This window comes from Pseudonocardia sp. CA-142604 (genome assembly GCF_050948475.1).
Taxonomy (GTDB): domain Bacteria; phylum Actinomycetota; class Actinomycetes; order Mycobacteriales; family Pseudonocardiaceae; genus Pseudonocardia; species Pseudonocardia alaniniphila.
This window is the reverse complement of the sequence record NZ_CP192045.1, coordinates 2586472-2610428: the sequence shown is the minus strand read 5'-3', so window position 1 is coordinate 2610428 and position 23957 is coordinate 2586472. Positions and strand designations below refer to the sequence as shown.

Genomic DNA, 23957 nt, shown 5'->3' with positions numbered 1-23957 from the left:
TGCATGGTCACGATCTCGTCCACGATGAGCGGGGCACGGCCCGATCCGCTGCGCGCACTGCTGGCGCCGTCCACCTGGCTCGGTGCCGCGCACCTGCTCCTCGACGGCGTGGTCGGCATGGCCTACGCGTTCGTGCTGCTCACCGGTCTCTTCTTCACCGTCCTGCTGCTCCCGTTCGCGCTGCTCGGGTTGCCGGTGTGGATCGTGACGGCATGGGTGAGCGTCGGGCTGGCGCGGATCGAGCGCGCGCGGCTGCGCCTGCTGCTCGGCGTGCGGATCCACCCCCAGCCGATGCCACCCGGCGACCGCAACCCGCTGCGCTACGGCGGCATCCTGTGGCGCGACCCGGGTGTGCGACGCCGGGGCGTGTACCAGCTGGTGGCGCTGCCGCTGGGCCTCCTGACATCCGGCATCGTGTACGTCCTGCTGTCCGGGGCCGTGGCGCTGCTCATGATGCCGCTGCTCCCGCTCTTCGTGCCCTCGGACGGCACCGTCCTGTTCGGCGTCCCGTTCACCGGCACCGGGAGCGGGCGCGCGATGCTCGCCGGCCTGGGGCTGGTGCTCCTGCTCTTCGCGCCCGCCGTGGTGCGCGGGCTCACCGCACTCGACGTCTCGGTCGCACGCGCCCTGCTCGGCCCCGTGCCCGGCGCGCTCGCCCGCCGCGTGGACGAGCTGGAGCGCAGCCGCGCCCGGGTCGTCGACGCAGGGGAGGCCGAGCGCAGGCGCCTCGAACGCGACCTGCACGACGGCACGCAGCAGCAGCTCGTCGCGCTCGGGATGACGCTGGGCCGCGCCAAGGCGCGGTACAAGCAGGACCCCGGGAGTATCGGCGAACTGCTCGACGACGCCCACCAGCAGGCCAAGGACGCCGTCACCGATCTGCGCGGGCTCATCCGCGGGCTGCACCCTCCGGTGCTCACCGACCGTGGGCTCGACGCCGCGCTGTCGGCCGTGGCGGCGCGCTGCCCCGTCCCGGTCGACCTCACCGTCACCCTCGACGAGCGCCCGAATGCCACCGTCGAGGCGATCGGCTACTTCGTGGTCGCCGAAGGGCTCACCAACATCGCGCGTCACTCCCGGGCCGCCCACGCGTCGGTGGTGGTGCGCCGCGAGGGCTCGGGCTCGGTGTGGATCACGATCAGCGACGACGGGGTGGGCGGCGCCGACCCGGACCGGGGCACCGGGCTTCGCGGTCTCGCCGACCGGGTGTCCGGCGTGGACGGCCAGCTGCGCGTCGACTCCCCAGTCGGCGGTCCGACCGTCCTCACCGTCGAGCTCCCGTGCGCCCGATGACGGCAACCCCGCATACAACGGCACCACTGCCCGGCCCGCGCGTCACCGTCGCCGAGGACTCGGTCCTCCTGCGCGAGGGGCTCTGCCGGCTGCTGGCCGAGGCCGGATTCACCGTCGTCGGCGCGGTCGGCGACGGCGAGGAGCTGCTGCGCGCGGTCGCCGCCGACCCGCCCGACGTGGTCGTGGCCGACGTGCGCATGCCCCCCACCCACTCCGACGAGGGGCTGCGCGCAGCGCTGGTGATCCGCGCGCGCTGGCCGTCGGTGGCGGTGCTCGTGCTCTCCCAGTACGTCGAGGAGCGCTACGCCACCGAGCTGCTGGCCGGTGACACGCGCGGCGTCGGCTACCTGCTCAAGGACCGCGTCGCCGACGTCGAGAGCTTCGTCGAGGCGCTGCACCGGGTACGCGCGGGCGGCACCGCCCTCGACCCCGAGGTCGTCTCGCAGATCTTCGCGCGGTCCCGCCGGGCCCAGCCGCTCGCCGGCCTGACCCCGAGGGAACGCCAGGTGCTGACGTTGATGGCCGAGGGGCGCTCGAACAACGGGATCGCGGAAGCGCTCGTCGTCAGCGAGGGAGCCGTGGAGAAGCACATCAGCGGGATCTTCGGGAAGTTCGAGCTCCCCGCAGCACCGACCGACCACCGGCGGGTCCTCGCCGTGCTCAAGTACCTGGAGGACTGACGGTGACCACCACGGAACCCGCTCCGGAGCCGACGAGGGAGCGCCCCACCGAGCCCACCTGGCGGCCGCACCCCGGCGTCGTCGTCACGGCCGTGCTGTTCGTCGTCCTCGTGATCGGCACCGGTGCCCTCCAGCTGCTCTCCCAGGCAGCGACGGGCCACTACGAGCGGACGAGCACGCTCGCCCCGAGCGCCGAGCGGTTCACCGTGGCAAGCGACTCCGGCAGCGTCCGCCTCTCCCCCAGCACCGACGGCGACGTGCACGTCCGCACCACCGTCAGCTACGGACTCGGCGAGCCCGAGCTGGTCGAGGAGGCAACCCCCGCCGGCGTGCGGCTCGACGCCACGTGCAGCGGGGTGCTCGCCACCCACTGCGAGGTCGACTACGTCGTGGAGGTGCCGCCGTCGTTCGCGGTGCTCGTCGAGGGCACGTCCGGCGACGTCACGGTCAGCGGCCTCACCGGCCCGGTCACGGTGGACCGGAGCACCGGTGACATCGCCCTCTTCGACCTGGCGGGCCCGCTCGACGTCACCACCCGCACGGGGGTGATCAGCGGTAACGGCCTGCGGAGCGACGTGGTGCGGGCCGAGACGATGTCCGGCGACATCCAGCTCGGGCTGGTCGAGCCCCCGCACACGCTGGCAGTGGACACCCGCACCGGCGAGGTCGACGTCGCCGTGCCGGCCACCGGCTACCGGGTGGACGCGCGGTCGGGCACCGGCGAGACGACCGTCCTGGTGCCGACGGATCCCGTCGCACCCGGCACGATCGTGGTCGGGAGCGGCTCCGGCGACGTCCGCGTCCGCCCCTCGCTCTGAGCCGCGCGCGCGGAACTCAGTCCACGGTCCACGACAGCGTGGCCGCCAGCATCGAGCGGTCCAGGGTGGCGAGCGCGGCGTCGACCTCCGGGACCCTGTCCTCGGAGAGGCACAGGCGGCGGGTCACCCAGGCCGCGTCCCGCCGGTCGGTCGCGCGCTCCCACCTCCGCACCGTCGGCTCGATCCCGAGCTCGCGCAGCACCGCCACCGCATCGTCCGTGGTGGCCGAGGGCGGGCGGTGCAGGCCGTGGAACCGCACCCAGAGCGGATCGAGCCAGGCCATCGGGTGCTGCGCCATCATCTCCACGACGACGCCCCGGCGCGCGGCCGCTGTCAGGGCCTGCACGAACGCTGGGAGGTCCACGACGTTGTGCAGCACGTGGTGGGACACGACCACGTCGGCCGAGCCGGCCTCGGGGGCGATATCGGGCCAGCGGCCCAGCACCGTGCGGTGGGGGACGTCACGGGCCTCGGCGCCCGCGCTGAACGCGTCGAGCATGTCCTGCTGCTGGTCCACTCCGGTGACCTGACTGATCCGCCCCACCAGCGCGAACGAGGCGGCGCCTCCCCCGCAGCCGACGTCGAGCAGCGTGCCGCCGTCCGCGAGCAGCTCCAGTGCGGCCCGTCGGGAGGGCGTGTCCACCGGCTGTGACGGAGCGATGAAGAGGTCGACGTCGTGGCGGAACGGGTTGCTCGGGGCCTTGGCGAGGATCTCCGGGGGAATGCCCCGGCCCTGCTGACGCTCTGCCCACAAGGTCGCCGCACTGCCCATGTGTCCGAGTATGCGCCGCGCCGATCTCCGGCCGCGCACACCCGGATCGACCTCACCGCGCCGGGCCCGTGAGCTGGTCGACGAGCATCGCCACGCGCTGCTCCTGAGCGTCGGCCGGGATGCGGCCGCCCCGGGCGAGAGTGGCCAGGCCGTGCATGGTGGCCCACCACAGCTCGGTGAACACGCCGCTGTCGTGCTCTCCTGCGAACGGCGCAAGCACGCCGTGGAGCTGCGCGAACCCCGCCTGCATCGGGGCAGGCGTGGTGGCCTGCGCGAACGGCAGGTCGGTGGAGAGGGTGAACATGGCGTCGTAGAGCGCGGGGTTGGCGGCGGCGAACGCGAGGTACGTGCGGAACACGGCGGCCACCGCGGCCTGCTCGCCTTCCGCCTGTGCCCTGGCGGCGGCCAGCGCATCGGCCAGCTCGGCGAACCCTTGCATCGCGACCGCTCCGATGATGGCGTCCTTGCCTGCGAAATGGCTGTAGAGCACCGGCTGGCTGTACTCGATCCGCTCCGAGAGCCGCCTGGTCGTGACCGCGTCCCAGCCCTCGGTCTCGGCGAGCTCACGGGCCGTCCGGACGATCAGCTCGTGGCGTGAAGCGCGCTCCCGCTCGCGGCGGTTCTGGGTCGGCATCGCCAAATCCTAGCATCGCTAGATCTTCTAGCGGTGCTTGTGTTAGCTTCGCTCGAAGTTCTAGCGCCGCTAGATTCTCAGCGAAGGAGTACCCCATGTTCGCGACCTACATCGGCGCCGCCCTCGCCGGTCTCACCGGCGTCGGCATCATCTACGTCGGAGCGCGCTACCTCCTGGCTCCGCTGGCGAGTGCGGCGACCTTCGGCCTACCCGACTGGCCCCACGGGGACGCCGGCGCGTGGCTCCATCTGAAGGGCATCCGCGACATCGTGTCGGGGCTCGTGATCCTCATCCCGCTCGCGCTCGGGCAGTTCCACCTGCTCGGCTGGCTGCTCCTGGCCGCGTCGATCACCCCGTTCGGTGACGCATTCGTGGTCATCAGGAACAAGGGGAGCAAGATCCTCGGGTACGCGATGCACGGAGGCACTGCGGTGGCCGTGGCGATCGCCGGCCTTCTTCTTCTGCTCGGGAGCTGAGCATGTCCTTGATCGTTCCCGGCTTCGACGATTCCGTGGTCGGCCGCTCCGGCGAGGCCGAGGTGGTCGGGCGCACCCCGACCGCGGTCGGATCCACCTCCCACCTCGAACGCATCACCTACGGCAAGGTGCCGCCGGAGAGCCTTCTGGACGTGCAGGAGCGCTACGACAACTGGTTCACGAGCAGCGCGGCGTGGGAGGCCGCCCGTGCCGCGACGTGAGGCCGGTCAGCTCAACAGCGCGGTGTGCCGGGCCGCCAGCACGGCCTCGTCCCCGTCGAGCTCCACCACCTTGTCCCGGCCACGGGCCCCGGAGACGAGCGTGACCTCGCCACGGCGGAGCCCGAACGCCTCGGCGAGGGCCGCCAGGACCGCTGTGTTCGCGGCGCCCTCCACCGCCCTCGCCCGCACGGTGACGAGCAATGCGGATCCGCGCGGTCCGGCCCAGCACCCGCCGACCGAGTCGGTTCGGGCGCCGGGCCGGACCCGGACGGAGATCCGCACCCCGGCGTGCCTCAGGCGGTGCGGCTGACGAGCGCCCGCACCTGCACCGACGCACCGTCCGGGGCGGCGACCGCTCCGGCCAGGGTCGGCTCGGCGACCTCGGCGTACGTCACGGACGACGCCAGCACCTCACCGGCCACGAACGACTCGTGGGCACGCACCGCGTCGAGCACGGCCGCGGGACCGTCGAGGGTGAGCGCCACCCGGTCGGACACGTCGAGACCGGCGTCCCGGCGCGCCTGCTGCACCACACGCACGACGTCGCGAGCGGTGCCCTCCGCCGCCAGCTCCGGCGTGACCGCCGTGTCCAGCACCACGAGCCCCGTGGAGCCGGGCAGCGCCGTGGTCTCGTCCGGGTCGGCCGCCACGAGCTTCTCGGTGAACTCGCCGGGCAGCAGCGTGATCCCCGCCGCCGTGACGGTGTCGTCGTCGTTCGCGGTCCACTCGCCGGCCTTGACGGCCCGGATCACCTTCTGCGTGTCGCCACCCAGCCGGGGCCCACAGGCACGGGCGTTCACCGCGATCTCGAACCGCCCGTGCCGCGCGACGTCCGTGGTGAGCACGACGTCCTTGACGTTCACCTCGTCGCGCAGGATGTCGGTGAACGGCTCCAGCGCCGCCACGTCCTCCGCCGCCACCGTGAGGCGGGCGAGCGGCAGCCGAACGCGCAGCCCGCGAGCCTTGCGCAGCGACAACGCCGCAGACGCCACCTGACGCACGCGGTCCATCGCAGCCACGAGCGCCGCGTCGTGCGGGAGCTCGTCGGAGGTGGGCCAGTCCGCCAGGTGCACCGACCGGCCGCCGGTGAGGCCCTGCCAGACCCTCTCCAGCGTGAGCGGCAGCAGCGGCGCGGCAACCCGTGAGGTCACCTCCAGCACGGTGTGCAGGGTGTCGATCGCGTCGGCGTCGCCCGCCCAGAACCGCTCGCGGGAGCGGCGCACGTACCAGTTGGTGAGCGCTTCCGCGTGGTCACGGATGCGCTCGCACGCACCCGCCACGTCGTAGACGTCCATCGCCTCGGTGACCTCGTCGACGAGCGCCGCCGTGCGCGCGAGGACGTACCGGTCGAGCACATTCGTCGAGTCGGTCCGGACCACGCCTTGGCGCCCGGCCGCCCTCGCATAGAGCGACAGGAAGTACCAGGTGTTCCACAGTGGCAGGATCGCCTGCCGGACGCCCTCGCGGATCCCCTGCTCGGTGACGACGAGGTTGCCGCCACGCAGAATCGGCGACGCCATGAGGAACCAGCGCATGGCGTCGGAGCCGTCGCGCTCGAAGACCTCGTTGACGTCCGGGTAGTTGCGCCGCGACTTCGACATCTTCTGCCCGTCGTCGCCCAGCACGATGCCGTGGGCCATGCACGAGCGGAATGCCGGCCGGTCGAACAGCGCCGTGGCCAACACGTGCAGCAGGTAGAACCAGCCACGGGTCTGCCCGTTGTACTCGACGATGAAGTCGCCCGGGTAGTGGTGGTCGAACCAGTCGCGGTTCTCGAACGGGTAGTGCACCTGGGCGAACGGCATCGAGCCGGAGTCGAACCAGCAGTCGAGCACCTCGGGCACCCGGCGCATCATCGAGCGCCCGGTGGGGTCGTCCGGGTTCGGCCTGGTCAGCTCGTCGATGTACGGGCGGTGCAGGTCGTTCGGGCGCACACCGAAGTCACGCTCCAGCTCGTCGAGCGAGCCGTACACGTCGACGCGCGGGTACTGCGGGTCGTCCGATACCCACACCGGGATCGGCGAGCCCCAGTAGCGGTTGCGGGAGATCGACCAGTCGTGGGCGCCCTCCAGCCATTTGCCGAACTGCCCGTCGCGGACGTGCTCGGGCACCCAGGTGATCTCCTGGTTCAGCTCCACCATGCGGTCACGGAAGGCCGTGACCTGCACGAACCACGAGTCGACCGCACGCTGGATCAGCGGGTTGCCGCAGCGCCAGCAGTGCGGGTACGGGTGGTCGTAGGTCTCGTGGCGCAGCAACACGCCGTTCACGTACGGCGCCCCGTCGCGCAGGTCACGGATGATCTTCGGGTTGGCGTCGAACACCTGCATGCCCGCGTACGGAGCCACCCGGGCGTCGAACTCGCCGCGGGAGTCCACCGGCACGACGGTCTCGATGCCCGCCGCGTCGGTGACGACCTTGTCCTCCTCACCGAAGGCGGGCGCGATGTGCACGAGCCCGGTGCCGTCCTCGGTGGTCACGTAGTCAGCGGAAAGGACCCGGTGCGCGTTCTCCCAGCCTTCGAAGAAGTCGAACGGCGGGACGTAGGACAGACCGACCAGCTCGCTGCCCGGCATCGTGCGCAGCACCTCGAGCTCACCGGCCTCGACCGAGCCGAGCTCGCGCGCATAGTGCGCCAGGCGGGCCGTGGCGAGGACGTAGCGCTCACCGGCGGCGGTGCGCACCAGCGCGTACTCGACCGCCGGGTTGACCGCCATGGCCAGGTTGGACGGCAGCGTCCACGGCGTGGTGGTCCAGACGAGCGCGAGCGCACCGTCCAGGTCCGCCCCGGGAGCACGCAGCCGCAGCCCGACCGTGACGGCAGGATCCTGCCGGTCCTGATAGACGTCATCCATCCTGGTTTCGGTGGCCGACAACGGCGTGCCGTCGTGCCAGCAGTACCAGAGCACGCGGAATCCGGAATAGATCAGACCCTTGTCCCAAAGGGTCTTGAACGCCCACATGACGCTTTCCATGTAATCCAGGTCGAGCGTCTTGTAGTCGTTGTCGAAATCGACCCAGCGCGCCTGGCGGGTGACATAGTCGCGCCACTCGTCGGTGAAGCGGAGAACGGAGGTACGGCAGGCCTCGTTGAAGGCCGCGATCCCCATTTCGTCGATCTCGGTCTTGTCCTTGATCCCGAGTTCGCGTTCGGCCTCGACCTCGGCCGGCAGACCGTGGGTGTCCCAGCCGAACCGTCGCTCGACGTGCTTGCCGCGCATCGTCTGGTAGCGCGGCACGACGTCCTTGACGTAGCCGGTGAGCAGGTGCCCGTAGTGGGGCAGCCCGTTGGCGAACGGCGGGCCGTCGTAGAAGACGAACTCGTTGCTGCCGTTCTCCCCGGCAGGCCGCGCCTCGACGGAGGCGACGAACGTGCCGTCGGCCTCCCAGAAGTCCAGGACCTCGCGCTCCATGGCGGGGAAGGACGGATGCGCAGGAACGGCAGGGTAGCCGGACTTCTCTGCGGCGTCGGGGCTCATCGCTGGCTCTCGCTCCTCGTGCGTGGCTCGTACTGCTGCCTGCACGGGGACGACTACCCTCACGGGCGCCGCGGTACCACCCCGCTTGCCGTCCAGGTGGACGACCTCTCATCGGGCGGCTGTGACGGGCCGTTCCCGTCCGGGTCTACTGGGGTGGCCCGGCCAGGAGGCCGAGCACCTGTTCTTCCGGAGGCTCCCCGGTGATGGCCGGATCGGTGCCTGTGTGACAAGCGTAGCGCCCGGCCGCCACCAGGTATTCCCGCGGGGGCTACCGCGTGGGGGCGGGGTGCCGGCTCGCCAGCGTGCGGTCGGGTGTGCACCAGCCGCACGGTGTGAATCCGAGCTCGATCGCCTCGCGCGCCGGAAGCGGGATCAACGCCTTGCCGACCAACGCCCGGCAGCCCTCGACGTGGTAGCGCGGCTGCTCGTCGACCACGACGACCTCGTCGTCGAGGGCTGCGACCAGCGCGGACGCGGCGACGTCCGGCGGCTCCTCCGGCGGCTCGCCGTCGGCGTCGGCCGCGGGGAACGTCGACTCGGCGGGGACGGCCTCGCCGGCAGTGGCCTCGGGGGCGCCGGTTGCAGCCGGGTCGGCGGAGTCTGCCGCCTTGCCCTCGTCGGCGGTGGCCGACGTGGTGGACGAACCACCCGCGAGAGCGACGGTCGGACCGACGTCCACCGGGCCGCTGCTCTCCTCGGGGGCGCCCGCGGCTGCTGCCTTCTCCGGCGGAGCGCTGTCGGCCCCGGTGCGGGCCGCGGCACCGGCGTCGGTTGCCGCGCCCGGCGTGCCGCGCTCGGCGGGCGGCTGATCCGCGGGGCCGTTCTCGGGGACCGCCGGAGCAGTGCTCGTGGCGGCCTGCAGCGCGTTCATGGCCATGGTGGATTCGAGAGCCGAGGTGTCGGTGGGCTTCGCCGCACCGGTGGCGGCGGGGGTGGTCCCGCCCGGCTTCTTGTCCTGAGCCTCGCCCGTGCCCGCGCTGTCCTTGTTCGCACTGTTCGCGCTGTCCTGCCCGGGCTGCCCCGCCGGAGCGGAGGAAGCGCCGGCTGCCGCGGACTCGCGCACGGGCGTCTGGCCCGCGTCCTTCACCGCGGGGGGCGGGGTCGCGGGAGATCCACCGGCTCCTTGCGCGGGCTCGGGGGTGGGGCCCGAACCGGCCTCACCGGTGACGGTGGAGTCGCTCGACGGCGGGGTGGAGGAGGGGCGATCCCCGCCGCTCTTGGTTACGCTGAGTGACGGATTACTGCTCGATGGGCTGATTCCGCCGGTAGCGCTGGACGGTCGCTCGCCAGAGCCGGACGGTTGCACCGCCGGCATGACCACCGTCTGAGTGCCGTCCATCAGCCGGTCGAACCGGTCATCGGAGGCGCCCTGAGCGGCGCCATTGACGGCCGGACCCCCTGATCCGGCATCACCGGAGGCGGAAATGACCGGCAGAACCTCGGTGACCGGCTCGATGTCGGGCATGCCCGATGCAGCGCCATTGCCTCCCGCGGCCACGGCACCCGCCTTGACCGCGTTGCGGCGCTGTAACCAGTCGACCAGCAGGACTGCCGCCGCAGCGACACTGACCCCCACGGACACCCAGGCCCACAGCACGCTGCCGGACAGCAGCGCGACCACCAGCAGGCCGAAGGCGAGAAGGACCAGGATCAGGACCAGGAGCAGCACGATTCTCTCCGTGTGCGGCGGTGCGGCGTAGCCCGCCACACCGCCCGTGTAGGTCTCGGTCAGCTACCGGCGTCTGCCCGCTGGCCGTAGCCAGTGGAGGCGTACCCGCCGTTCGAGCTGGACCGGCTGTCGGACGGTGCCGCGGACCCACGCTCACCCAGGTCCCTGAGCTGGGACTCCAGGTACGTCTTGAGCCGGGTGCGGTACTCACGCTCGAACGTGCGCAGCTCGTCGATCTTCTTCTCGAGCACCGACTTGTCGCGGGTGATCGTGCCGATGATCTCCGCCTGCTTGCGCTCTGCGTCGCCGACCAGCGTGGCCGCCTTGTCGCGCGACTGGCGCTCCAAGGTCTCCGCCCTGGTACGGGCGTCGTTCAGCATCGTCTCGGCCCGCGAGCGGGCGTCGTTGACGAGACCGTCGGACTTGGTGCGGGCGTCCGACAGGAGCTGCTCGGACTTGGTGCGGGCGTCGCTGAGCATCGCGTCGGCCTCGGACTTGGCCTCGGCGGTGAGCCGCTCGGCCATCTCCTGGGCCATGCTCAGGACCTTGGCCACCTGCACGTGGTGGTCGCCCTGGTCAGCGGCGTCGACCAGCGACTGCGGGCCCAGACGCGGGGGCTCCATCTGGCGCATGGACGGTGGCTCGACCTGCCGCTGGATCTGCTGCGTCGGGGGCGACACAGGCGCCCCCAGCGGAGCCTGCGGACGCGAACGGGCGTCCTCCAGGTCGGCCTGTGCGTTGCCGAGGCGCTGTTCGAGCTGGGAAACCTGCTCGCGGAGATCCTCGTTCTCCTCGATCAGGCGGGCCAGCTCGGCCTCGACCAGGTCGAGGAACGCGTCGACCTCGTCCTCGTTGTACCCCCTCTTGCCAATGGGGGGTTTGCTGAACGCGACGTTGTGGACGTCGGCGGGCGTCAGCGGCATCGGATCACCTCATGCAGTCCTCGGCGGCGGCACCGTGTGTGACTGGGGCTCACAACGGCGTCGGCTGGGCAACGTTCATCAGTATGAACACGACCAACAGCAGAACCATAATCGACAAGTCCAGCCCCACGCCGCCGATTCGGACGACGGGGATCACTCTGCGCAACAACTTCACAGGCGGGTCGGTGGCTGTGAAGATCAGTTCCAGCGCCACTGCGCTCGGACCTCCCGGCACCCACTGCCGGGCGAAGCTCCGTACGAGCTCCGCCACGATGCGCCCGATGAGCAGCAACCAGAAGAAGAACAGCACGTAGTACACGACGAACTGGATGGCGAGGGGCACGCCCTCAATCCTGGCGGAAGATGCCGCGTTCTGCGAGTCTGCGGGCGTCGTCGGCCGACACCTCGACGTCGGCGGGTGTGAGAAGGAAGACCCTGTTCGTGACCTTGTCGAAGCCGCCCCGTAGGGCGAAGACGAGGCCGGCGGCGAAGTCCACGAGCCGCTTGGCCTCGGCGGCGTCCAGCTCGGAGAGATTCATGATCACCGGCACCCCGTCGCGGTAGCGCTCGCCGATCGTGCGAGCCTCCTTGTAGCTGCGGGGGTGCAAGGTGGTGATCCGGGCCAGCGCGGCGGCCCCACGGGCGGCACGGTCGCGCTGTTCGGGCACGGCGGTCGTGACAGGCACGGGCCGTGCGGGTTCGCGGTGCATGGAAGCCTCCGGATCGATCGCGAGCGCACCCCGAACCACGGGGCCCATGCCTGACGGGCCCCCAGGATGGCCTGGGGCGCTGCGAGCGGCGGGCCGGTCCACGGCGACGGGCCGTGGCGTGCGCCGGTCCCAGTCGCCGTCGTAGCGGTCGCGCTGAGGCTCGTCCTCGTAGGTGAAGCGGTCGTCCCACCGGTCGTCGGTGTACTCCCGGGAAGACCGGTTGGAGCGCCGACCGTCGGCGAACCGATCGTCGGCGTACCGGTCCTGGACCGGCTCGTCGGTGTACTCCCCCATCTCTTCGGCGGGCACCATGCCGAAATAGGCCTTGAGCCGGTACATCGCGCCCATTCGCGCTCCCATCATCGACGCCCCCGACGGTCGGCCCGCAGCACACACGGACCCGACGATCACTCCGAGGTTATCCGGCGTTCCCCCACAAGGGCTGTTCCGACACGCACCACGTCCGATCCATGCCGGACAGCCGCCTCCAGATCGCCGCTCATCCCGGCCGACAACGTCCTGGCCTGCGGAAATCGTTCACGCAGCCAGGTTGCGGCGGCAGCGACGTCGGCAAATGCGACATCGGGATCCACCCCGAGTGGGGCTACCGCCATGAGGCCGGTGAGCCGCAGCCCGGCGCAGGATGCGACACGTTCGGCGAGCTCTCCGAGGCCCTCACGGGGCACGCCACCCCGCTCCGGATCGCCGTCGACGCTGTACTGGAGGAGAACGGGCAGCGGATCCGCGCGCCCGCCGGTCTCCTGCTCGCGCCGCACGGCGGTGTCGAGAGCGTCGGCCAGGCGCAGCGAGTCCACCGATTCGACGCTGTGGGCCCACCGCACGACGGATCTCGCCTTGTTCCGCTGCAGGCTTCCGACGAGGTGCCAGTCGGGTGAGCACCCCGGGCGGAGCGCCGCCACGGAGGCGACCTTCGCCTCCGCCTCCTGCACGCGGTTCTCGCCGAACGCCGTGAGGCCGAAGTCGAGCAGAGTCGCGACGTCGGCAGGCGACACGGTCTTCGTGACGGCCAGCAGTGCCACCTCACCGGGAGCACGCCCGGCGGCCACACACGCGGCGTCGATCCGCTTGCGGACAGCCTCCAGCCGCCCGGCTAGCTCTTGCCGTCTCTCGCTGTCCACCTCGCACCCCATCGACACGACTATCGCACTGCTCCAGATCGAGAATGAGCTGCCGGAGCGGACGCGGCGCGTCCACGGTGATGATTCAGCGCGGGTGGAGCCAGATGACCGCGGCGTGCCGCCCGGTCGATGCGTCCCGCCGATGGCTGAACAGATCGCGATCCTCGAGCGTGCACCTCGGATCGCCGCCGACGCGTCCCACCCCGAGATCGATCAGCTGCCGGTAGAGACCGGCGCGCAGGTCGAGGCCCGCGGTGCCGCGCCGGGTGCGGCTCGCGCTGCCGGGAAGGCGAGCGTCCACCTCCGCACGCATCTGCGCAGGGACCTCGTAGCAGGCGCCACAGATCGCCGGGCCGAGCAGCACCTCGAGGGCATCCGCACGTGCCCCCAGTGCCTCCATGGCCGTCACCGTGGCGGGCAGCACGCCCGCGGCGGCTCCGACCCGCCCGGCGTGAACGGCCCCGACGACGCCGGCCCCGGGGTCGGCGAGCAGCAGCGGCACGCAGTCGGCCGCCAGCACCGCGAGACCGACGCCGGGCACGGCCGTGACGGCCGCGTCGGTGGCCGGGAGATCGGGCGCATCGAGACCGGGCAGCGCGTCCACGGTGGCGACCCGCGTGCCGTGCACCTGCTCGAGGAACACGACGGGGACGCCCAGCTCCGACGACAGCCTGCGCCGGTTGGCCCGGACGGCGGCCGGGTCGTCCCCCACTCCCGCGGAGAGGTTGAACGTGGCGAAACGGCCGGTGGAGCGACCACCGGCGCGCGTCGTGACCACGCGCCGGACGCGGGCCTGCGCCATGGTCACCGCTTCATGAACGGCGGAACGTCCACGTCGTCGTCGAAGTCCGCCGCGTCGACCGGCTGGGTGAAGGGCGGCGTCCGGTCCGGTGCCGAGGGACGGGAGCCGTCCGCGGGCTGGCCCGAGGGGTCGTATCCCGAGTCGCGACGCGGGGAGTCGGGCTGACGCGGAGCGGGCGGAGCGTAGGGCCCCGACCCCGGAGCGGACGGCGGCAGCGTGCCGGACTGGTGCGCCGCGGCCGGGCTACCGGCCGAGGGCCTGGTGCCGTTCGCGAAGCCGTTGCCGCTCTGCGGGTGCGGTGTGCCGTTGCCGGCCGCCGCGGGCTGGCTCGAGGACGAGTGCTCCGCGGCGTGCGTGCCGGAACCCGTCCCACCGGTCTGCCGCTCCGGAGAGCGGAACGCCGTGGGCTCCATCTTCTTGTGCGTCGGGCCTCCGGCCTCGAACCCGGCGGCGATGACCGTGACGCGCACCTCGTCGCCGAGGGAGTCGTCGATCACGGTGCCGAAGATGATGTTGGCCTCGGGGTGTGCGGCCTCCTGCACGAGCGATGCGGCCTCGTTGATCTCGAACAGGCCCAGGTCGGATCCGCCTGCGATCGAGAGCAGCACGCCCTGGGCGCCGTCCATCGACGCCTCGAGCAGCGGCGAGTTGATGGCCTTGCCCGCGGCCTGCACCGCCCGGCCCTCGCCGCGCGACGACCCGATGCCCATGAGGGCGCTGCCCGCCCCGGACATGACGCTCTTCACATCGGCGAAGTCGAGATTGATCAAGCCGGGGGTGGTGATCAGGTTCGTGATTCCCTGCACACCGGAGAGAAGCACCTCGTCGGCGGAGCGGAAGGCGTCCATCAGCGACACGCCCACGTCGCCGAGCTGCAGCAGCCGGTCGTTCGGGATGACGATCAGGGTGTCGCACTCGTTGCGCAGCGACTGGATCCCGTCCTCGGCCTGCCCGGCGCGCCTGCGCCCTTCGAAGGTGAAGGGGCGCGTGACCACGCCGATCGTCAGCGCTCCGAGCTTGCGGGCGATCGACGCGATGACCGGCGCGCCACCGGTGCCCGTGCCGCCGCCCTCTCCCGCAGTGACGAAGACCATGTCGGCCCCCTTGAGGACCTCCTCGATCTCCTCGCGATGGTCCTCGGCCGCCTTGCGGCCCACCTCCGGATTGGCGCCGGCACCCAGTCCGCGCGTGAGTTCCCGCCCGATGTCCAGCTTGACGTCGGCGTCGGACATCAGCAGCGCCTGGGCGTCGGTGTTCACCGCTATGAACTCGACACCCTTGAGGCCTACCTCGATCATGCGGTTGACGGCGTTCACGCCGCCGCCACCGATGCCGACGACCTTGATCACGGCCAGGTAGTTGTGCGGGGGCGTCATGGCGCACCTTCCAGTCCAGCTCGGGTCGGACCCAGGGGTCCGGGCCTTCGTGATCGAACGCTAGGTCGCGTCATGGTCGCGGTCCAGCAGGCGCGCCGCGCGACGGCAACCCCCCGACCGGGTCGGAGGTGAACTCATCCACCACCAAGCTCACCGCGTGATCGTAGGCAGGTCCGGGCTCGTCACGTCGAACACGTGGCCTGGCTGCGTGAGCAAGGGCATGAGCACAGCCGCCTTCTCCGGAGAGCGGTCGGGGGACCCCCAGCGGACCTGCCGGTCGCCGGTCAGGCCGAGGGTGACCTGCCCCGGGGCCTCCGGCGCTGTGTCCGTGGCGTCCACGGTCAGGAGCTGAGACCGTAGTGCATCGGGCACCGCGGCGAGCACGCTGATCGCCGCCTGCGTGGATGCGTCGTCCGGCCCGACGGCTCCGAACGTGAAACGCGGCAGCCCCTGCGGGGGCGTGCCGGGGTAGACGATGCCGAACCGGTCCACGAGAGCCAGACCTTGCCCGGTCTGCACCGTGGACACCGCGACCCGCGGGGTGACGTCGATGGTGACGGTGTGGAGCCAGGTGCGTGAGACGCGGACCGACTCCACGCCCGGCAGATGGGCCACCCGGGAGGCGATCGCCGCCGTGTCCACCGCGGCCAGGGGCGTGCCGACGTTGACATCCGCGGCCTTCACCACGTCCTCGGTCCGCACGGCCCCGGTGGCAGCCGCCGCTGGGTTCTCCGAGTTGACCTGCACGTTCTCGATGTCGGCGAACCCGACGTCGTACAGCAGTATCCGACCGGTCAGTCCCAGCCCGACGAGCAGCAGCAGGCCGATCAGCAACGCGGCGAGCCGTCGGCGCCGGTAGCGCGCCGCCGAGTGCGGCCGCGGCACCGGGCGGCCCGGACGCCCCGGCGGGCGCCGGGTGGGCCGGCCTTCCATCGAACGCGGGGCTGCCGGGCGCTCGGCCGGGCGCGGAGTGGTCGAGCTACTCATCGCAACCCTCGCTGCGCTCGGCCGGCCCACCGGGAGACGGCACCGTGCGGAGGCGCTGAGTTGATGATTCGCTCGCAAGCTCACTCATGCGCCCTCCCCGGCACCGTCGCTGCGGGGCGGCCGGCTCGCCCCGCCGGTCACGCCTGCCCCTGCCGCTCCAGTTCGAGCAGGATCTCCGGCGCCAGCACGGTGACGTCACCGGCGCCCATCGTGATCACGAGGTCGCCGGGCCGCGCCACACCCGCCACGACCGCCGGGACGTCCGACCAGCGCGGCACGTACTGCACGCGATCGGGCGGCAGGGTCACGGCATCGGCCACGAGCGCGCCGCTCACACCGGGCTCGGGGTCCTCCCGTGCGCCGTACACCTCGAGGACGACCACCTCGTCGGCGAGCCCTAGTGCCGCGCCGAACGCGGACGCGAACTCCCTGGTGCGCGAGTACAGGTGCGGCTGGAACGCCACCACGACGCGGCCACGGTCCCCCACCACGTCACGGGCGGCCCGCAGCTGCGCCGCGACCTTGCTCGGGTGGTGTGCGTAGTCGTCGTAGACGGCGACACCGCTCACCCGGCCGCGGAACTCGAACCGGCGGCGCACGCCGTCGAATGCGGCGAGCCCGGCCAGCAGGCCGTCGACGGGGGCGCCGAGCTCCACGCCGGCGAGCAGCGCGCCGAGCGCGTTCTGCGCCATGTGCTCCCCCGGCACGGCCAGCCGGAGAAGGTGCTCGACGCCGTCGAGGCGGAGCACGATCCGCGCGCCGGTGCCGTCCGGCCGGAAGTCGACCAGCTGGGCGTCGCGGCCCTGCTCGCGGCCGTAGCGCCGCACCCGGATGCCACGGCTCTCCGCCACGCCGGCCAGCGCCGCCGCCCCGGGGTCGTCAGCGCAGGCCACGAGCGCACCACCGGGCTCGATCCGGCCGAGGAACTTCTCGAACGCCGCGAGGTAGGCCTCGGTGCTCCCGTAGTGGTCGAGGTGGTCGGCCTCGACGTTGGTGACCACCGCGACCACCGGGGAGAACGCGAGGAACGACGCGTCGCTCTCGTCGGCCTCGGCCACAAAAATATCGCCACTGCCCTCGTGGGCGCCCGACCCGGACGCGGCCAGGTCGCCGCCGATCGCGAAGGACGGATCCAGCCCACAGTGCTGCAGCGCGACGGTCAGCATCGAGGTGGTGGACGTCTTGCCCGCCGTGCCCGTGACGGCGGCGAGCCGGCGCCCAGCCGTCAACGCGGCGAGGGCCCTGGCCCGATGGACCACGACGAGCCCCCGCTCGCGGGCGGCTTCCAGCTCCGGGTTGGTGGCGCGGATCGCGCTCGAGACCACCACGGTGGCGGGCGCCTCGGGCAGGTGCCCCGGATCGTGGCCGACCTCCACCCGGGCTCCGAGTGCCCGCAGCGCGAGCACGGCACGGGAGTCCTTGGCGTCCGAACCCGAGACCGTGGCCCCTCTGGCCAGCAGGATCCGGGCGATACCGCTCATCCCGGCGCCGCCGATCCCGATGAGGTGCACGCGCCCCGACAGGTCGACGGGCGCCGACTCCGTGTCCACGTCCGTCACGTCTGCGCCCATGGCTCGCGGCCCCGCCGGGGGGCCTGGGTGTTGGCGCGCCAGAGATCCTGTTCGGGCGCCGGACCGTCGGCGCCTGCGATGCCGAGGACCATGTGCGCCAGCCGATCGGCGGCGTCGGCGTGGCCGGAGGAGCGCGCCGCCCGGCTCATCGCCGCGAGCCGCGGTGGATCCGTCAGCAGCGGCACGAGCTCGGCCGTGGCGCGTTCGCCGGTGAGCTCGGCGTCGTCGACGAGCACCCCTCCTCCCGCGGTGACGACGGGCGCGGCGTTGAGTGCCTGCTCACCGTTGCCGTGCGGGAGCGGGACGTAGACGGCGGGCAGGCCGACGGCGGTGACCTCGGCGACCGTCGTCATGCCGCAGCGGCCGAGCACGGCGTCGGCGGCCGCGTACGCCAGGTCCATGCGCTCGATGTAGGGCGTGGCCACATAGCCGCGGGCGGGCGGCGCGGCGGAGCCGTTCCTCCCGTGGGCGTGCAGCACCGCGATCCCGGCGCGCAGCAGGCTGGGCAGTGCGGCGGCGACGGCGTCGTTCAGCGTGCGGGCACCCTGCGAGCCGCCGAACACCAGCAGCACGGGTCCGTGCGGGGGGAGGCCGAAGAAGTGGCGGGCCTGTGGGCGCAGGGACATCCGGTCGAGCCCGGTGATCGAGCGGCGCAGCGGCATCCCGACGACCTGCTCCCCGGGCAGCCCGCTCCCGGGCACGGCGACCGCCACGAGATCGGCGAACCGCGCTCCCACCTTGTTAGCCAGCCCCGCCCGCGCGTTCGCCTCGTGGACGACGACCGGAACGCGGCCACGGGCCCCCAGGTACGCCGGCAGCGCGACGTAGCCCCCGAAGCCCACCACGACGTCGGCGTCCACCCTGTCGAGCACGTCGCGCGCGCGCATGACGGCGTCGCGCACGCGCACGGGCAGGCGCATCAGGTCGGTGCTGAGCTTGCGCGGCATGGGGACCGGCGGGATCAGCTCCAGCGGATAGCCGCGGGCCGGGATGAGGGCGGTGTCGAGCCCGCGCTCGGTGCCGAGGGCGGTGATCCTCGCGTCGGGGCGCAGCCTGCGCACGGCGTCGGCGAGAGCGAGCGCCGGTTCGATGTGGCCCGCCGTCCCCCCGCCCGCGACGACGACCGAGGGCGCGTGCCGGGCCGCGCGGCTCATCGGACCCGTCCCCGCTGTGCGGGCGGACGGGTGGCGGGGGCCTTGTACGGTTGGGGTAGCGGCAGCCGCAACAGGCGTGCGACCCGCCCCTGACCATGCTGTTTCAGCGCCGCGATGGCCTCCGGCTCGTGGCGTGCGGCGTTGGCGAGGATCCCGAAGACGAACATGGTGACCACGAGCGATGTGCCTCCGGACGAGATCAGCGGGAGCTGCAGCCCGGTCACCGGCAGCAGCCCTACGACGTAGGAGATGTTGATTGCCGCCTGGGCGACCAGCCAGGTCGTGGAGGTCGCCACCACGAGCTTGAGCCATGGGTCGGTGTTGCGCGCGGCGATGCGCAAGCCGGCGTAGGCCAGGGTGGCGAAGAGAGCGAGCACGGCGAACGCACCGAGGAAGCCGAGCTCCTCGCCGATGATCGCGAAGATGAAGTCGTTGTGGGCGTTGGGCAGGTAGCTCCACTTCGCCCGCCCCTGCCCGAGACCGACGCCGAACAGTCCGCCGTCGGCGAGCGAGTAGAGCGCCTGCTGGGACTGGAAACCCGCCTTCAGCGGGTCGGTGCTCTCGGGTGAGAGGAACGCGCTGATCCGGCTGAGCCGGTAGCTCGCGCTGAGCGCGAGCACGACCGCCCCGGCGATCGCGCCGATGCTGAGCGCAACCATCAGCCGGATCGGGGCACCGGCGAAGAACAGCAGCGCGATGAGCACGATGCCCAGGGAGACGGTCATGCCGAGGTCGGGCTGCAGCACCAGCAGGGTGAGCAGCACGACCGTGACGGGCACGACGGGCGACAGCGCGTACCTCCAGCGGTGCATGACCGCCCGCCGCGCGGCGAGCACGTGCGCGCCCCACAGCGTCAGGGCGACCTTGACCGCCTCCGAGGGCTGGAGCGACAGCGACCCGACCACGAACCACGCCCGGGAACCGTTGCGCACGTCGCCGACGAGCAGCACGGCGACCAGCGACAGGGCGCCGATGATCAGCGCGGCGGGCGCCAGCGAGCGCAGCGCCCGGGGTGGGATGCGCAGGCCCAGCCAGAACAGCAGGAGCCCCGGCACGCAGAACATCAGCTGCCTGCTGAACACCGAGTACGACGACCCGTCGGCGGTGAAGGACTCCACCGACGACGCCGAGAGCACCATGACCAGGCCGAACAGCGTGAGCAACCCGAACACGCCGAGGATCAGGTGCAGCGAGGTGAGAGGGCGGCGCAGCCACTGCCCGAGTGCGGTGGCGCTGCGGCCGACCACCGCACGGACGCCGGCGAGCGGCGAGGAGGACCGGTTCCGAGGCGGCCGGGCACGACGGGTGTCCACCCCGGTCATCGCGCCTCCCCCGGTCGTGGCTGCAGCCCTGCCACAGCCTCGGCGAACGCCCGCCCCCGGTCGGCGTAGTCGACGAACTGGTCCATCGACGCCGCGGCCGGGGCGAGCAGTACGACGTCACCCTGCCGTGCGAGGGCGGCGCCACGTCGCACCGCGGTCATCATGGGGCCATCGTTGCCTGCCGTCACCTCTGCGACGGGGACGTCGGGTGCGTGTCGCGCGAGAGCGGTGAGGATCTCTGCCCTGTCGGTGCCGATCACGACCGCTGCACGCAGCCGGCCTGCGTGACGTGCCACGAGCTCGTCGACCTTGGCGCCCTTGAGCAGACCGCCGACGATCCAGACCACCTGCGCGGGCGCCTGCGCGGTGAGCGAGGCCGCCGCGGCGTGTGGGTTCGTCGCCTTGGAGTCGTCGACGAACCGGACGCCCGCGACCGTCGCGATGTCGGCGCCGCGGTGTGGCCCCGGGCGGAAGTCGTCGAGCCCGGCGCGCACGGCGTCGGGACCCACCCCGGCCGCCCGCGCGAGCGCCGCGGCCGCCAGTGCGTCGGTCACCCCCGGCGCACCGCCGGGATGCACGGCGGAGGCCGCGACGAGCTTCCCCCCACCGAAGGCGCGGTCCACGAGCACATCCTGGACCACACCGAGCTGGTCGGGCCCCGGCTCCCCCAGCGTGACGCCCACCCGGCGCGGGGCGGGCGACGCGGCGAGCAGCGCGGCGGCCGCGGGGTCGTCCGCTCCTGCGATCGCGACCGGGCCGAGCAGTGCCCTGGCCTTCGCGGCCGCGTACTCCGCCATCGAGCCGTGCCAGTCCAGGTGGTCGTCGGCCACGTTGAGGACGCAGCCTGCGGCGGGCCGGATCGAGGGCGACCAGTGGAGCTGGAAGCTCGACAGCTCCACGGCGAGCACCGGATGACCGGCCCGGACGGCGTCGATCACGGTGTAGCCGATGTTGCCGCAGGCCACGGCGTCGCGCCCGGCCGCACGCAGGATCGAGGCGAGCATGCCGACGGTGGTGGTCTTGCCGTTGGTGCCGGTGACCACGAGCCACTCCGGCGGCACCGGGCGGGACTGCCCGATCCACCAGGCCAGCTCCGGCTCGCCGACGAGCGGCACACCGGCCGCGGCGGCCGCGGTGACCAGCGGGTGGTCGGGACGCCGCCCCGGCGAGGTGACGATGAGCGCGGTGCCGGGCGGCACGGCATCGGGGTCGCCGCCCGCCTGGGCACCCGCGGGCAGGTCGGTGAGCCGATCCGGGACGGCGTCGGTGACCGTCACCCGCGCGCCGAGCTCGACCAGCGCGGCCGCGGCGGCCAGCCCGGACACGCCCGCACCGGCCACGAGCACAGCAGCGCCGGCGAGGTCCGGCGGTGTGGTGCTCGCGGCGTCCGCGCGTCCCCGGGCGTCCATCACGGTCCCGCCGACGCGGTGAGCCACTCCTGGTAGAACAGCCCGAGCCCGAGCGCCGCGCACATGGCGGCGAGCAGCCAGAACCGGATGATCACCGTGGTCTCCGCCCACCCGGCGAGCTCGAAGTGATGGTGGAACGGTGCCATCCGGAACACCCGTCGCCGGGTGGTGCGGAACACCGCGATCTGCACGGCCACCGACAGCGCCTCCACCACGAACACCCCACCGATCACCACGAGCAGCAGTTCGGTGCGCGTCACGATCGACAGGCCTGCGACGAGACCGCCGAGCGCCAACGAGCCCGTGTCGCCCATGAAGATGCGCGCCGGGGCGGCGTTCCACCAGAGGAAACCGATGCAGCCGCCCATCGCGGCCGCCGAGACGAGCGCGACGTCGAGAGGGTCGCGCACCTGGTAACAGCCGGCGGCGCTGATGAGTGAGCAGTTGTTGCGGAACTGCCAGAACCCGATGATCGTGTACGTGGCGAGCACCATAGCGGCGGTGCCGGCCGCCAGGCCGTCGAGCCCGTCGGTGAGGTTCACGGCGTTGGACCAGGCCGCGACGATCAGGTTGGCGAGCACCACGAAGCCGACCAGGCCGAACGACAGCACAGTGATGTCGCGGACGAACGAGAGGTTGTCCGAGCCGGGCGTGAGCCCGTCGGCGTTGCTGAAGCGCAGCGCCAGGATGCCGAAGATCGTGGCGGTGAGTACCTGGCCCACGATCTTGGACGTCTTGTTGAGCCCGAGGTTGCGCGCCCTGCGGATCTTGATGAAGTCGTCGAGGAACCCGACGACCCCCAGCGCCGTGGTGAGGAACAGCACGAGCATCGCGGACGAGGTGACCGGCTCGCCGGTGAGCGCATGCGAGAACCCGTAGCCGAGCCAGATCGCGAGCAGGATCGCGACGCCACCCATCGTGGGGGTGCCCCGCTTGGCCTGGTGGCTCGACGGTCCCTCGGCACGGATCTCCTGGCCGAAGCCCTGCCGCGAGAAGAATCTGATCAGGTACGGGGTCAGGAGGATCGAGACCGCGAGGGCGACCCCCGCAGCGATGAAGACACCTCTCACCGGGACACCTGCCCCGGCGTGGCGGCGGCGTCCAGCAGGCCGGCGGCCACCCGTTCGAGCCCTGCCGAGCGCGAGGCCTTCACGAGAACGACGTCGCCCGGGGCGAGCTCCGCCCGCAGCAGGGCCAGGACCTCGTCGACGCTGCCGGTGCTGCGTGCGCCCGGGTAGTCGGTGGTCTCGACCGCGACCAGCTGGTCGACGCCCAGCCGGCGGGCGACGGCCGCGACCTCGGCATGGGCGGCGGCGCTGTCGTCGCCGAGCTCGGCGATCCTGCCGAGCACCGCCCACGTGCGGCGCTCCTGCCCGCTGAGTGCGACCAACGCGCGCAGCGCCGCGTGCATCGACTCGGGATTGGCGTTGTAGGCGTCGTTGACGACGGTGACCCCGTCGGGCCGGTCGATGACCTCCATACGCCATCGGGAGGCCGGTAGCGCCGCGCTCAGGGCCGCGGCGACGCCGTCTGCGGTGGCGCCCAGCTCCATCGCCACCGCGGCCGCGGCGAGCGCGTTGCCGATGTGGTGATCGCCCACCAGCCGCAGCGCCACGGGCGCGCGACCGCCGGGGCCGACCAGGGTGAAGCGGGCCCGGCCTGCATCGAGCTCGACGTCCTCGGCGCGCACGACGGCGTCCGGAGCACGGCCGAACGTCACGATCCGGGCGGCGGTGCGCCCCGCCATCGCGGCGACGGCGGGGTCGTCGGCGTTGAGGACGGCCACGCCACCGTCTTCCCCGGCAGGCAGGGCCTCCACCAGCTCGCCCTTGGCGGCCGCGACCGCGGCGCGCGAGCCGAACTCGCCGAGGTGCGCACTCCCGACGTTGAGAACCAACCCGATCCGCGGGGGCACGGCGGCGGCGAGCCGCGCGATGTGCCCTGGCCCGCGTGCCGAGTACTCGAGCACCAGGTGGCGGGTGGCCGCATCGGCACGCAGCGCCGTCCACGGCAGGCCGAGCTCGTTGTTGAACGAGCCCGGCGGCGCGACCGTCGGACCGAGTGGGGCCAGCACCGCGGCGAGCAGGTCCTTCGTGGACGTCTTGCCGGAGCTGCCGGTGACTCCGACCACCGTGGTGGCGGGCAACGCCCGCACCGCGTGGCCGGCCAGCCGGGCGAGCGCGGCGAGCACGGCCGCACCCACGCCGTCCGGGTCGGTCTCGCCCAGGTAGGTGCCGGTGTCGCGCTCTGCGGGCGGGACCACGACGGCGGGGGCGTCCACCTCACGGCCCGCGAGGACCGCGACGGCACCCGCGTCGACTGCAGCGGTCGCGTAGTCGTGCCCGTCGACGCGCTCACCAGGAAGGGCGACGAACAGGCCGCCCGCCCCGATCACGCGCGTGTCGAACTCGACGGCGACGACGCGCTCCTCCCCGGAGGCACGGTGCAACTGCCCCCCGGTCACGGCGGCGACTTCGGCCAGCCGCATCTCGATCATGCTGTGATCCCGGTCATCGGTTGTA

23 protein-coding genes are annotated in these 23957 nt (G+C 72.5%); 5 read left to right on the top strand and 18 right to left on the bottom strand.

Annotated elements, in window-relative coordinates; genetic code table 11:
• Window positions 1–3: 3 nt before the first annotated feature.
• Genes ACQPZQ_RS11935 through ACQPZQ_RS11925 form a run of 3 tightly spaced genes read left to right on the top strand, consistent with a single transcriptional unit; the run spans window position 4 to window position 2791 of the window.
• Window positions 4–1293, top strand: a complete 1290-nt coding sequence (locus ACQPZQ_RS11935) for a sensor domain-containing protein (RefSeq protein WP_433295007.1) — start codon at window positions 4–6, stop codon at window positions 1291–1293.
• The gene (locus ACQPZQ_RS11930) at window positions 1290–1973 is read left to right on the top strand and encodes a response regulator (RefSeq protein WP_433295005.1); all 684 of its coding nucleotides are present in this window, start codon (window positions 1290–1292) and stop codon (window positions 1971–1973) included. Before ACQPZQ_RS11935 ends, ACQPZQ_RS11930 begins: the two co-directional genes overlap by 4 nt.
• Before the next feature lie 2 nt (window positions 1974–1975).
• Window positions 1976–2791 carry a DUF4097 family beta strand repeat-containing protein gene (locus tag ACQPZQ_RS11925; RefSeq protein ID WP_433295003.1) on the top strand — a complete coding sequence of 272 codons (816 nt, stop codon included), beginning with the start codon at window positions 1976–1978 and terminating at the stop codon, window positions 2789–2791.
• A 16-nt stretch (window positions 2792–2807) separates the two neighbouring features.
• On the opposite strand, the gene ACQPZQ_RS11920 is transcribed toward ACQPZQ_RS11925, so the two are convergent.
• Both ACQPZQ_RS11920 and ACQPZQ_RS11915 read right to left on the bottom strand, forming a co-directional pair.
• Entirely contained in the window at window positions 2808–3563 is a 756-nt protein-coding gene (locus ACQPZQ_RS11920) for a class I SAM-dependent methyltransferase (protein ID WP_433295001.1), read from the bottom strand.
• 52 nt (window positions 3564–3615) lie between these two features.
• Window positions 3616–4197 (bottom strand): TetR/AcrR family transcriptional regulator, encoded by a 582-nt coding sequence (locus ACQPZQ_RS11915; protein ID WP_433294999.1) that lies wholly within the window; start codon window positions 4195–4197, stop codon window positions 3616–3618.
• Between the two features lie 95 nt (window positions 4198–4292).
• Here ACQPZQ_RS11915 and ACQPZQ_RS11910 point away from each other — a divergent pair, with 95 nt between their 5' ends.
• The gene (locus ACQPZQ_RS11910) at window positions 4293–4673 is read left to right on the top strand and encodes a DUF4267 domain-containing protein (RefSeq protein ID WP_433294997.1); all 381 of its coding nucleotides are present in this window, start codon (window positions 4293–4295) and stop codon (window positions 4671–4673) included.
• 2 nt (window positions 4674–4675) lie between these two features.
• The gene (locus tag ACQPZQ_RS11905; RefSeq protein WP_433294995.1) at window positions 4676–4894 is read left to right on the top strand and encodes a hypothetical protein; all 219 of its coding nucleotides are present in this window, start codon (window positions 4676–4678) and stop codon (window positions 4892–4894) included.
• A gap of 6 nt (window positions 4895–4900) precedes the next feature.
• Here the strand turns inward: ACQPZQ_RS11905 and ACQPZQ_RS11900 are convergent, their stop codons facing one another.
• The 16 genes from ACQPZQ_RS11900 to ACQPZQ_RS11825 form a co-directional block, all read right to left on the bottom strand.
• Entirely contained in the window at window positions 4901–5176 is a 276-nt protein-coding gene (locus ACQPZQ_RS11900; protein ID WP_433294993.1) for a DUF167 domain-containing protein, read from the bottom strand.
• A gap of 11 nt (window positions 5177–5187) precedes the next feature.
• A complete protein-coding gene (ileS, locus tag ACQPZQ_RS11895; RefSeq protein ID WP_433294991.1) occupies window positions 5188–8373 on the bottom strand; it encodes an isoleucine--tRNA ligase in 3186 nt (1061 codons plus the stop codon).
• 268 nt (window positions 8374–8641) lie between these two features.
• A complete protein-coding gene (locus ACQPZQ_RS11890) occupies window positions 8642–10042 on the bottom strand; it encodes a hypothetical protein (RefSeq protein WP_433294989.1) in 1401 nt (466 codons plus the stop codon).
• Window positions 10043–10101: 59 nt separating this feature from the next.
• The gene (wag31, locus tag ACQPZQ_RS11885; protein WP_433294987.1) at window positions 10102–10965 is read right to left on the bottom strand and encodes a DivIVA-like cell division protein Wag31; all 864 of its coding nucleotides are present in this window, start codon (window positions 10963–10965) and stop codon (window positions 10102–10104) included.
• A 49-nt stretch (window positions 10966–11014) separates the two neighbouring features.
• Window positions 11015–11308: a YggT family protein gene (locus tag ACQPZQ_RS11880; RefSeq protein WP_241039419.1), complete on the bottom strand. Its 294-nt coding sequence runs from the start codon at window positions 11306–11308 to the stop codon at window positions 11015–11017.
• A 4-nt stretch (window positions 11309–11312) separates the two neighbouring features.
• On the bottom strand, window positions 11313–12023 hold the full coding sequence (locus ACQPZQ_RS11875) for a cell division protein SepF (RefSeq protein ID WP_433294985.1): 711 nt from the start codon (window positions 12021–12023) through the stop codon (window positions 11313–11315).
• A gap of 59 nt (window positions 12024–12082) precedes the next feature.
• Entirely contained in the window at window positions 12083–12826 is a 744-nt protein-coding gene (locus ACQPZQ_RS11870; protein ID WP_433294983.1) for a YggS family pyridoxal phosphate-dependent enzyme, read from the bottom strand.
• A 73-nt stretch (window positions 12827–12899) separates the two neighbouring features.
• On the bottom strand, window positions 12900–13616 hold the full coding sequence (gene pgeF / locus ACQPZQ_RS11865; protein WP_433299140.1) for a peptidoglycan editing factor PgeF: 717 nt from the start codon (window positions 13614–13616) through the stop codon (window positions 12900–12902).
• A 2-nt stretch (window positions 13617–13618) separates the two neighbouring features.
• Window positions 13619–14992, bottom strand: coding sequence for a cell division protein FtsZ (ftsZ, locus tag ACQPZQ_RS11860; protein ID WP_433294981.1), 1374 nt, complete (start codon window positions 14990–14992; stop codon window positions 13619–13621).
• A 150-nt stretch (window positions 14993–15142) separates the two neighbouring features.
• Entirely contained in the window at window positions 15143–15979 is an 837-nt protein-coding gene (locus ACQPZQ_RS11855; protein WP_433294979.1) for a cell division protein FtsQ/DivIB, read from the bottom strand.
• 137 nt (window positions 15980–16116) lie between these two features.
• Window positions 16117–17550, bottom strand: a complete 1434-nt coding sequence (gene murC, locus ACQPZQ_RS11850) for a UDP-N-acetylmuramate--L-alanine ligase (RefSeq protein WP_433294977.1) — start codon at window positions 17548–17550, stop codon at window positions 16117–16119.
• Entirely contained in the window at window positions 17535–18704 is a 1170-nt protein-coding gene (murG, locus tag ACQPZQ_RS11845; RefSeq protein WP_433294975.1) for an undecaprenyldiphospho-muramoylpentapeptide beta-N-acetylglucosaminyltransferase, read from the bottom strand. The genes murC and murG overlap by 16 nt, the downstream gene beginning before the upstream one ends.
• Entirely contained in the window at window positions 18701–20026 is a 1326-nt protein-coding gene (ftsW, locus tag ACQPZQ_RS11840) for a putative lipid II flippase FtsW (RefSeq protein ID WP_433294973.1), read from the bottom strand. The genes murG and ftsW overlap by 4 nt, the downstream gene beginning before the upstream one ends.
• Window positions 20023–21435, bottom strand: a complete 1413-nt coding sequence (gene murD, locus ACQPZQ_RS11835) for a UDP-N-acetylmuramoyl-L-alanine--D-glutamate ligase (RefSeq protein WP_433299138.1) — start codon at window positions 21433–21435, stop codon at window positions 20023–20025. The genes ftsW and murD overlap by 4 nt, the downstream gene beginning before the upstream one ends.
• The gene (gene mraY, locus ACQPZQ_RS11830) at window positions 21435–22505 is read right to left on the bottom strand and encodes a phospho-N-acetylmuramoyl-pentapeptide-transferase (RefSeq protein ID WP_241039431.1); all 1071 of its coding nucleotides are present in this window, start codon (window positions 22503–22505) and stop codon (window positions 21435–21437) included. The genes murD and mraY overlap by 1 nt, the downstream gene beginning before the upstream one ends.
• The gene (locus ACQPZQ_RS11825; RefSeq protein ID WP_433294971.1) at window positions 22502–23932 is read right to left on the bottom strand and encodes a UDP-N-acetylmuramoyl-tripeptide--D-alanyl-D-alanine ligase; all 1431 of its coding nucleotides are present in this window, start codon (window positions 23930–23932) and stop codon (window positions 22502–22504) included. The genes mraY and ACQPZQ_RS11825 overlap by 4 nt, the downstream gene beginning before the upstream one ends.
• Window positions 23933–23957: the final 25 nt, after the last annotated feature.

Coding starts and splice junctions, on each gene's coding strand:
- ACQPZQ_RS11935 (WP_433295007.1), top strand. CDS start 4: ATGGTCACGATCTCGTCCACGATGAGCGGGGCACGGCCCGATCCGCTG.
- ACQPZQ_RS11930 (WP_433295005.1), top strand. CDS start 1,290: ATGACGGCAACCCCGCATACAACGGCACCACTGCCCGGCCCGCGCGTC.
- ACQPZQ_RS11920 (WP_433295001.1), bottom strand. CDS start 3,563: ATGGGCAGTGCGGCGACCTTGTGGGCAGAGCGTCAGCAGGGCCGGGGC.
- ACQPZQ_RS11915 (WP_433294999.1), bottom strand. CDS start 4,197: ATGCCGACCCAGAACCGCCGCGAGCGGGAGCGCGCTTCACGCCACGAG.
- ACQPZQ_RS11910 (WP_433294997.1), top strand. CDS start 4,293: ATGTTCGCGACCTACATCGGCGCCGCCCTCGCCGGTCTCACCGGCGTC.
- ACQPZQ_RS11905 (WP_433294995.1), top strand. CDS start 4,676: ATGTCCTTGATCGTTCCCGGCTTCGACGATTCCGTGGTCGGCCGCTCC.
- ileS (WP_433294991.1), bottom strand. CDS start 8,373: ATGAGCCCCGACGCCGCAGAGAAGTCCGGCTACCCTGCCGTTCCTGCG.
- wag31 (WP_433294987.1), bottom strand. CDS start 10,965: ATGCCGCTGACGCCCGCCGACGTCCACAACGTCGCGTTCAGCAAACCC.
- ACQPZQ_RS11875 (WP_433294985.1), bottom strand. CDS start 12,023: ATGGGCGCGATGTACCGGCTCAAGGCCTATTTCGGCATGGTGCCCGCC.
- ACQPZQ_RS11870 (WP_433294983.1), bottom strand. CDS start 12,826: ATGGGGTGCGAGGTGGACAGCGAGAGACGGCAAGAGCTAGCCGGGCGG.
- pgeF (WP_433299140.1), bottom strand. CDS start 13,616: ATGGCGCAGGCCCGCGTCCGGCGCGTGGTCACGACGCGCGCCGGTGGT.
- ftsZ (WP_433294981.1), bottom strand. CDS start 14,992: ATGACGCCCCCGCACAACTACCTGGCCGTGATCAAGGTCGTCGGCATC.
- ACQPZQ_RS11855 (WP_433294979.1), bottom strand. CDS start 15,979: ATGAGTAGCTCGACCACTCCGCGCCCGGCCGAGCGCCCGGCAGCCCCG.
- murC (WP_433294977.1), bottom strand. CDS start 17,550: ATGGGCGCAGACGTGACGGACGTGGACACGGAGTCGGCGCCCGTCGAC.
- murG (WP_433294975.1), bottom strand. CDS start 18,704: ATGAGCCGCGCGGCCCGGCACGCGCCCTCGGTCGTCGTCGCGGGCGGG.
- ftsW (WP_433294973.1), bottom strand. CDS start 20,026: ATGACCGGGGTGGACACCCGTCGTGCCCGGCCGCCTCGGAACCGGTCC.
- murD (WP_433299138.1), bottom strand. CDS start 21,435: ATGGACGCCCGGGGACGCGCGGACGCCGCGAGCACCACACCGCCGGAC.
- ACQPZQ_RS11825 (WP_433294971.1), bottom strand. CDS start 23,932: ATGATCGAGATGCGGCTGGCCGAAGTCGCCGCCGTGACCGGGGGGCAG.